This is a genomic window from Xenorhabdus littoralis (assembly GCF_033949345.1).
GTDB lineage: Bacteria > Pseudomonadota > Gammaproteobacteria > Enterobacterales > Enterobacteriaceae > Xenorhabdus > Xenorhabdus littoralis.
Genome location: NZ_VCDP01000083.1, coordinates 1 through 7,866, shown reverse-complemented (window position 1 = coordinate 7,866; position 7,866 = coordinate 1). Strand labels below are relative to the sequence as shown.

The following is a 7,866-nucleotide window of genomic DNA, read 5'->3' as shown; positions in this document are numbered from 1 at the left end:
GCTGCCGTCCTTATTCACCCGGTCATCAATGTAGATGAGTTCCAGTCCGTTGTTATTCTTCGGCGAGGAAATACCCCCATGCACACCCCATGCCCCGTCAGCGTTATAACCGAGGACATTGGCTATCTGATAGTGACCGGTGCCGAGTTTGGTGACTGTTGCGCCTTCCGATTCGTCGTTGGTGGTAAATTTACCATCGGGGTGAATTTGGATGATGGGGGAGGATTTTTTGTAATATCCACTGCCATCCACCGTTGCAGATACCCCATCGACTAAAACATCTCTCCACGGAGTCCATTTAACGGCCTCATAAACATTTCTGATTCTCATGCGTGACGAGTTGTAGTTAACATGCAACTGAAATCCGTATTCATTATGAGCATTTCTGATATCTATACCCGGCCCATACATTCCGGATGAGTTGAGTGCCTCCGCATACCCATAGAATGCCCTGTTTGGCTGAATGTCGTTAAAATTATTTATCGCCCCACCTCGTGCTCCTACCTGATATTCCTCACATGAAATCTTATTATTCAAAATACCATTCAAACCCAAGTTATTAACAAACGCCTGTTTATTCTGAATGTCCGCCCCGTTCGCAGATTTATCCAGTTTCCCCGTTACCGCCGCATACAACGCCTTGATTGATTGCAATGACACTGTTTGACCGTTAGGTAGGGTCACATCCACCGTGCCATTCTGTGACATCCACCTGTCCATGTTCTGAAGAAAATTGACAACATAGCTGCTGTTGGCCACGATATGCCGGACACCGTCTGAGATGGAGTCAGGGACAGTCGTTTGTATCTGGTATTTCACGTTATTGAGGGTTACCGTGGCGTTATCCGCCAGTACCAGTTCGGTATCCGAGTTCACCGCCTGAATCATATGTAACAGGTTACCGTTGCCGGACCGGATTAAAATAAGCTGTGCCGGGGCAACACCATTGATGTTGCTTTTAAACTTGGTGCCCGTGCCGCGAACCATAGCGGAGCCGGACACGGTAGAGATTGTGCCTTGTGAATAGAACATAAGTTATTCCTGGGAAGTCAGAAGTAGTCGTCGAAGTTAATCGCGTAGATGTCGTAGTTGATGGGCTGGTAGCTGAAATGGTCTGCCTGAAAATATTCAAAATCCATCTTGCCCGCTTCACTGATTGAGATGGTGTTACCGGAGAATTTGAAGCCTGAATCGGCAAAGCGCCAGCTATTGCCCTGAACATTTTTCACCAGTTTTGCCAGCCGGTTAACATGTATCATCGGTCGGGCGATGGTTCTGGCTGCTCCTCGTCCGTCTCTCACGGGTATCATTTCGCCCAGAAAGAACGGGGTGTAATAAGAGGAATAGGTCAGGTGACCAGAAGCGTTATAAATGGCCACACCCCAGTCCGGTTTCTGTAACGGGAAGCCGCTGGAGAAAATCACCACATGGACTTCACAGGCAACCTCATTGTTTACGATGACTTTATCATGCGTCATGCCGATGGCGGCCCCGGGCGTTTCTGTTCGGGCGAATACCAGACATTGCGAGCGGTTCGGGATGGAGTCCGGCACCCGCCATTGCCCGTCTTTCCCTAACGAAAATCGGCCCCGGTAGACGCAATAGCCCAGTCGGTTCTGGTCGGCAATGGTCGATACCCCATTCATTCCCGCCAGTTTGATACCAAAAGACTCCGTATGTTTGGGGTCGCCGCAGACCTGAATGTAGAAACTCCGCTCACGTTCAGAAAAAGCGGCAAAATCATAGAGTGTCTCGTTCAGCTCAATATTCAGATATTCCCCGTCCATAGACATCCGTTCTATCCGGCGGTCTCTGATAATAGATTGTAGTCCCTGCTGACCCACCATCACCGTTTTAATCGGAATAAGGACAATATTGAAATTTCGGGCTTCGGGAATGTGAAATGATTTTTTATAGTAATAATTCTTGCCGTCCCAGCCATCAATAGCAACTGTCCGTAGCAAACTCAACATCTGCGCCCGGTCAGAGTCCAGATAATAAGGCTTCCCCCCATCACCGGGACGGACCATAATGCCTAATGTATCACTCATATTTTCCCTACCTTTACCCGTAATGCCCCGCCGCCGTCATAGACGGCCAGCCCCGTATGATCTAAAGCTATCCGTGCGCCCCCTGCCGCCCCCTTCATCTCAAATGCCCCGTTCTTCGGCAAATTCCAGCCCCCGTGCGGCCAGTTATCCGACCGTATCCCGTCGGCAATTTTTGCCATCGTGATGGAGGCATTCTTGATTTTCGCCCCATCAATCACCGCTGTACCGAGAAAGGCTTCCTTGATAAAGACCTGCCCGTTTTTAATGACAAACACGGGTTCCAGCTTGCCATTAGTCGGATTCACCACAGTAAATTGATTGGCTCTGACACCGAAGTGGGTTTCCACTTTGCCGTTTTTCACCTCGGCCCCGATGACCATTCCGGCTTTATAAAACTGCCCGTTGTAGTTTATCCCGGCTCCAATATCATGAATGGCATAACCGTTGCCGCTCACATCAAAGACGGCGGTGGCCTTCTCGCTAATAATGGCTGACTGCTTATCAAGTTGAACCTGTGTACGTCGCTCATTATCAGCAACAGCTTTATCCGTTTTCGCCTGCGCTTGCTGATTTTCCTGTACGCTGGCTTTAATGTCGTTTTTGACTTCCCCAATACCCGTTTTTACCTCCGCTTTCACTTCCTTGATGGATTGTGCCCATGCCTCTTTCTCATCCGCAAACACCCGGTCAAGCCGTTTGATTTCCGCCTTGTTCTCGCCATCCCGTGCCCACAACTCAAAGGAATTTTCCTGAATCGCCGCCCCGTTAATCAGGGCAGCTTCCGCCTGATAATCCAGTTGATTCTGTATCCGCTTCCCGGCCTCGGCGGTGAGGAACCGATCACCCAGCTCTTCTATGATTTCCTTGGTGTTATCATTGGGTTCACCATCCGCTTCAACAAAATGTGACTTACCGAATTCGTTAACACTGCGAACATAAAACCAGTATGGAGTTCCCGCTTTCAGTTGGCCTTTTATCCAAAATTTTGCAATGCCTAAAAAATCAGCCTGAGACTCAATTTCATTGATGTTGGTGATCTGTTTTTCGGAAAACCAAAACTCAAATTGTGTATCCAGAGTTTTTGGTGCGCTAATGTGAGGAATGGCCTTAAGCTCAAAAAAGCCCGGTTCAATATTAATAGCAGAGGGAGCAGCGGGCGCGCCAATCACCATCTGAACCTTAGTTTCATCCCCCAGCATACCGTTATCATCACGGGCGCGAACGCCGACCATATACACGCCAGCATCCAGACCATTAAAGTAATATTCCAGCTCTTTAGTGCTCCCACGTGACACCACTTTATTATCGCGATACACGGCAACATCAAAGGTTACATTGCGGTTTATGGTTGTTGTTGCCCACATAGCGCGAGCCTGAACCTGAGAGCTATCGAGAACATATGCAATGCTCAATCGCTCAATATTGGGTAGGCGGATTACGTTTTGCGTGGCAGGATTGCCCTTGAAATCAGCGCCGTGATCAACAATAGCCTCTTTCTGAGGTTCATGCTGAATACAGGTGAAATTGTAATTCCCTGTTTTGGCGTCTTCGGCAATACTCATCACCCTGAACAGACGGGTAACTAGTGATTTTTTAGATATCGAGAACACGCCCCATTGCCGCAATCCGACAGGTTCTTCTTTCAGTGTAACCACATCCCCGCTGACGGATTCGATATCAACCCGAACAAACTTCCCTTCTACTCCCATGTAAGAAAAATAACCTGTATCACCTTTCGAAAATTCGGCTGGTGCATCAAGGCGAACCTCTTTGCCTGAGAAGGAAAGTACCCGCCCACCAATACGGGCAGTCGCAAAACTGTTATCGGCAATTTCAACAATGTCGCCGGGAATGCAGTTAATGCCTTCCTTTCCTGTGCTGAATGTTATTGAGTCAGTTTCCAGCTTTTCAGTTTCAATTATCCATTTGCCAACGCGATGAGCCTGTCCACGACTGGTACAGCCAAATGCTGTCACTTTCTTAATATTAATACCAAGACGGGCTACCAATTCATCATCTTGAATCATTTCCCGCTCATCTTTCCAGCCGTTATCTGGGTTAGTCCAAGTAACCTCAATGGTTGTATGTCGAGCCTTTTTGGACGCAGAACTGTAGTTAAATTTTCCCTCAACTACGTTGGCGTTGGTAAATGTCCACACAGGATCAGATGGCCTGTCCTGAAAGCTGGTGAGTTGCAATCCATTCCAGACCTGCATCCCCCGAAAGACAGAAGCTAAATCATCCAACACATCCCGTGCCTTGCGTTGGGTGGCGATGTAGGCGTTACAGGTAAAGCGCGGCTCCATTCCACCAAACCCATCAGGCACCATCACATCACAATATCGGGCAATGGCATACAAGGAGAACTTATCGCAGCCAAAAGACCCCATCAACTTTCCGATGCCATAGCGCGTATTGGTTACCAAGTCATAGAAGATCCAAGCCGGGTTATTGGTGTACGCGGGTTTGAATCGCCCTGTCCATACCCCCTTATATTCGCGAGTCTCAGAGTTGTAGTTATCCGGCATCTGAACAATCATCCCGCGAATATGATAGGTGCGCTTGGGAGTATCAGCGAACAGTGACCGGTCAATACGCATCCCCACCACAGCACTATTGGGATAACTCATCAATGTATCGGTGATTTCAGTATAACTGGCCCAGACTGTACCATTGCGAAGCTGGTCGTTTTTACTGTCATCCGTTAAACGCGATACCCTGATTTGAAATGGCTTTTTCTTTGGTGCATCAATAGTGTGAGATTCTAAATACTGACCGCTGATTTTAGCAGGGCCTATCTGAACCGTCTTGGCATGTGCCCACCCATCACCATCATTCACCGCAATAGCCAGTTCTACTGAGCTGTTGCTTTGATTGCCCTTACTGTCTGTTTTCACCAAGCCACTGACGCCTAGAGTAAACCTGACCCTATCCACATCACGATTAGATACCGTCCTGAGAATGGGGGTATCTTTTTTTACCTCAACACTGACGGGAATCTCACTTTCAACAAACGGGTAATCGCTCAACGGTTCTTGGGATTGAGTGCCAGCGCGCCACTGCACAGTGACACCATTAATATTGGGATGTCCGTTTTTATCAACAACTGGCGTCCCATTAATTCTGAACCCGTGCAAGCCACCCACAGGCCCCTCTATCTGGCCTTCACTAATCAGATCAACAACCCGCAAAAATTGTTTATTTTTTAGATTGTCATCAAGTAATGTCGGTGTGCTGCCACCGCCTCCACCTTTACCCATTATTCCGTCTCCAAACCCTGAGAAATCACATTTGATCCCACAACCATCTCACCGTAAGCAATCGGCACCGGATAGCCCTGCCCGATGCGATTTTCCAGTGAATTGAAATACTGGTTTCCGTCTTGCTTGCTTGAACCTATTTCGGGACCGTTAGGCATTTTGGTCAGCATAGATGCCAGTCCTGCGCCGATCAGAGCAACACCCGCAATGGCTAATCCGGTAGCGGCTGTAGCTGCTGCACCAGACGCACTCGCCCATGCAGCTAATGATCCCCCTCCCGTCCAGAACGCTGCTGCAATCGCAACAACACCCAAAATAGCCATACCTACCCCGTTCCCACCAGCACCCCCCACAACCGGAACGATAGTGACCGTATCGCCATCATTCAGGGGGTGATTCATGCCAGCAGGGATGCTCGTTTCTGTCATATCGCGCCCAGCAATACGTACACGGATATGTCCATCAGAAATGGCTTTCTGGAATCCGGTTAATTGGTAACACAAGCACCTAATGGCCTCCGCTGCATCACGAACCTCTAATTCGTAGCGACGGCCAAATCTTCTAAGATGGCCTCCAAGCTGTAACTTGACCATTGTTTATGCCTCCAGACTGAATGTGTGTATTTGAGCCAGTAGCCGTCGTAGATATCGCGTTTGCTGATACGGTCTGGCCTGTGATGCAGGATGTGTTGATTACCGATATAGATAGCCCCGTGACAGGGTGTTTGACTGCCTAGGCAAATGAGAATGATGTCGCCTTCCTGTATCTCGTCAACCTGCTCCAGTCCTTGAGCTGCGATATTATCGAGGTAAAGATTTTGTCCAGTATTCCACCATTCATCGTCACGGTTGAAGTCGGCTAATTCGATACCCGCAAGGTGATATGCATCCCGAATAAGGGAGTAGCAATCTTGTGTACCATGTATAAATTCCCTGCCTAATAGCCGGGGAACGGGGCGGAATTTATGCACCCGATTACCACAAGCCAGCCACCACGGTAACTCTGTTTTGATTTGCTGCTCCCGGTCACCTGCGCTCAATCGGGGTTTTCCATTTGGATGGCTGTGAACAATGGCTTCAATGTCCGCAAAGCACTCTGCGGTTATCCAGTCATCAGGATTAATTTCAAAATAGTGCTTAGGATCGGGCGAAATGTTACGGCACGGGAAATAACGACCGCCTGAAATCAGGCCGCACGATTCCCTCACCCCCTCCGCTTTCGCGTGGGCGATAATGTCTTGTTCAATCATGGTTAACCTAGTTTGTTAGCACCCAAAAAGCCGCCAAAGGGCATGGATTGAGGGCGAGGAAAGCGCTTGATGCAGCCCGCGTATTTTTTGGAGCACCGGTCTTTGAGTGGATTAGTAGTTGGCTGGTCTTTCTCGTCTGCCACGGGTGGGCCATCATAGCCACAATCAGAATTGCGGTATTGCCAGCTACAAATATCAGCCTGAACCACACGCGCGGGGATCAGGGCGCCATCTGTTTCACTTGGTAAGGCCAGCACATAGGTTACGAAGTCCGCGTTCGAATCCTGTTTCTGCTCTATTAAATATTTGCTCACTGCTTCTCGGGTCGGATCTGCCTGTGGGTTGCTATTGGGAAAATTGACTGTATCCAGATAAATCTCCGGCACTTGGTGGCGTGTCACAACCGCGCCTAAAGCATCGTTGAAATCCTGATTGATTGCCGTAATGAACCCGTTAACGTTGGCAAATACCATCTTGGGTCTGGCGCTTGGGCCTTTACCATTCATTTCAAAACCTGAAACCTCCACAGGGTACGCCTCGTAGCGCATTCCTTGCCAGATAACTGGTTCCAGCTTACCATTCATGCCATCATGAAAGCGGTAGATATCCCCACCGAACGGCGTTAAATCTATTTCATAGAGATTAAGAATTGCGTTCTGACTCAGATCAGTAACCGCAATCCGCATCTCTTTTGGAATATCCCTCATGCGACCACCTCTTCAAAGAGACAACTGACAGACCAGATCACCCGCTGCCGGTTCACTGTCCATGAGCGACAAACAAAAGTACGTAGTTGGTTATCGTCACTGGTTAGCCATGTAAAAGACTCTACAGCACCCCTTGCCTGTAGAAATTCATCAATGGCTTTTCCTGTTTCCATTTTCTCAACAAAATTAAGCTGGTAGCGTTTCAACTGGTTATTAATACCGTCTTTGAAGCGTTGTTCGTAACCGTCGCCGAACTTGATAACCTTTACGCGCGGCTCATGAGTCACCTCGTAGTTATCCTGTGGCCGCCATTTGAATTCTGGTTTTGTCATATTTCACCCATTAAAAAACCCTCCGAAGAGGGTTATTTAGATTTCGTTGCTTATTTTCTTAAGCTTTTCTTTTGCCATCTCAATGGCTTTGTTTTCAATATGTTCAAGGGTTAAGCTCTTGTCATAGGAAAATTCAACAGATGTTGAAAGTTCTCTCCTATCATTTTGATCCATGAAAACATCAACCGCTACCTCAATGGTTTCCTCACCAAAAACAAGTCCTTTTTCCATATCGTATGCTAAATGATAACCTGAATTCCGTTTAAG

At 48.1% G+C, this 7,866-nt stretch carries 8 protein-coding genes; all 8 read right to left on the bottom strand.

Annotated features, from left to right (window positions below):
• Positions 1–1,032: phage tail fiber protein (locus tag FE394_RS16810; RefSeq protein WP_474068182.1), on the bottom strand; the 1,032-nt coding region annotated here is incomplete at its 3' end.
• Positions 1,033–1,049: 17 nt separating this feature from the next.
• Positions 1,050–2,051, bottom strand: coding sequence for a DUF6453 family protein (locus FE394_RS16805; protein WP_319927504.1), 1,002 nt, complete (start codon positions 2,049–2,051; stop codon positions 1,050–1,052).
• Positions 2,048–5,311, bottom strand: a complete 3,264-nt coding sequence (locus tag FE394_RS16800) for a TipJ family phage tail tip protein (RefSeq protein ID WP_319927503.1) — start codon at positions 5,309–5,311, stop codon at positions 2,048–2,050. Before FE394_RS16800 ends, FE394_RS16805 begins: the two co-directional genes overlap by 4 nt.
• Positions 5,311–5,904, bottom strand: a complete 594-nt coding sequence (locus tag FE394_RS16795; protein ID WP_319927502.1) for a tail assembly protein — start codon at positions 5,902–5,904, stop codon at positions 5,311–5,313. Before FE394_RS16795 ends, FE394_RS16800 begins: the two co-directional genes overlap by 1 nt.
• A complete protein-coding gene (locus FE394_RS16790) occupies positions 5,847–6,560 on the bottom strand; it encodes a C40 family peptidase (protein WP_319927501.1) in 714 nt (237 codons plus the stop codon). Before FE394_RS16790 ends, FE394_RS16795 begins: the two co-directional genes overlap by 58 nt.
• 2 nt (positions 6,561–6,562) lie before the next feature.
• The gene (locus tag FE394_RS16785) at positions 6,563–7,267 is read right to left on the bottom strand and encodes a phage minor tail protein L (RefSeq protein WP_319927500.1); all 705 of its coding nucleotides are present in this window, start codon (positions 7,265–7,267) and stop codon (positions 6,563–6,565) included.
• Positions 7,264–7,599, bottom strand: coding sequence for a phage tail protein (locus FE394_RS16780; protein WP_319927499.1), 336 nt, complete (start codon positions 7,597–7,599; stop codon positions 7,264–7,266). The genes FE394_RS16785 and FE394_RS16780 overlap by 4 nt, the downstream gene beginning before the upstream one ends.
• Before the next feature lie 36 nt (positions 7,600–7,635).
• Positions 7,636–7,866 (bottom strand): hypothetical protein (locus tag FE394_RS16775; RefSeq protein ID WP_319927498.1); only part of this gene is annotated, 231 nt, incomplete at its 5' end.

What these genes read in the sequence shown, in the direction of transcription:
- FE394_RS16805 (WP_319927504.1), bottom strand. Translation starts at nt 2,051, where the DNA reads ATGAGTGATACATTAGGCATTATGGTCCGTCCCGGTGATGGGGGGAAG.
- FE394_RS16800 (WP_319927503.1), bottom strand. Translation starts at nt 5,311, where the DNA reads ATGGGTAAAGGTGGAGGCGGTGGCAGCACACCGACATTACTTGATGAC.
- FE394_RS16795 (WP_319927502.1), bottom strand. Translation starts at nt 5,904, where the DNA reads ATGGTCAAGTTACAGCTTGGAGGCCATCTTAGAAGATTTGGCCGTCGC.
- FE394_RS16790 (WP_319927501.1), bottom strand. Translation starts at nt 6,560, where the DNA reads ATGATTGAACAAGACATTATCGCCCACGCGAAAGCGGAGGGGGTGAGG.
- FE394_RS16785 (WP_319927500.1), bottom strand. Translation starts at nt 7,267, where the DNA reads ATGAGGGATATTCCAAAAGAGATGCGGATTGCGGTTACTGATCTGAGT.
- FE394_RS16780 (WP_319927499.1), bottom strand. Translation starts at nt 7,599, where the DNA reads ATGACAAAACCAGAATTCAAATGGCGGCCACAGGATAACTACGAGGTG.